Annotated in this window: 1 pseudogene; it reads left to right on the forward strand. The window is 48.3% G+C overall.

Annotation, left to right across the window (positions count from 1 at the left end):
• Positions 1–108 precede the first annotated feature (108 nt).
• Positions 109–323, forward strand: a pseudogene (locus EN804_RS35810) (adenine deaminase); the annotation flags it as partial.

The following is a 323-nucleotide window of genomic DNA, read 5'->3' on the forward strand; positions in this document are numbered from 1 at the left end:
TATATTTAAAACTCAAAGAATCAATTCGAATAGATCCAGAAACAACCCTCGAATGTAAATGATGAAGATTCTCGCATACGACGTAAATCAGGAGCCGAAGAAAGCCGCATGAATTCCAGACTTGAAAAGCGCATCGACCAGGGTACGGGCCGTGAACCGGCAGACATGGTTCTCAAGAACGGCCGCTTCTTCGATCTCGTCACCGGAGAACTCCTTGCCTCGGATATCGCCATTTGTGGCGATACGATCGTGGGAACCGGTGAAAGCTATGAGGGTTACCGGGAAATCGATATTTCCGGCAAAATCGTCGTCCCCGGTTTCAT

This window comes from Mesorhizobium sp. M8A.F.Ca.ET.161.01.1.1 (genome assembly GCF_004792105.1).
In the GTDB taxonomy this organism is placed as follows: Bacteria; Pseudomonadota; Alphaproteobacteria; order Rhizobiales; family Rhizobiaceae; genus Mesorhizobium.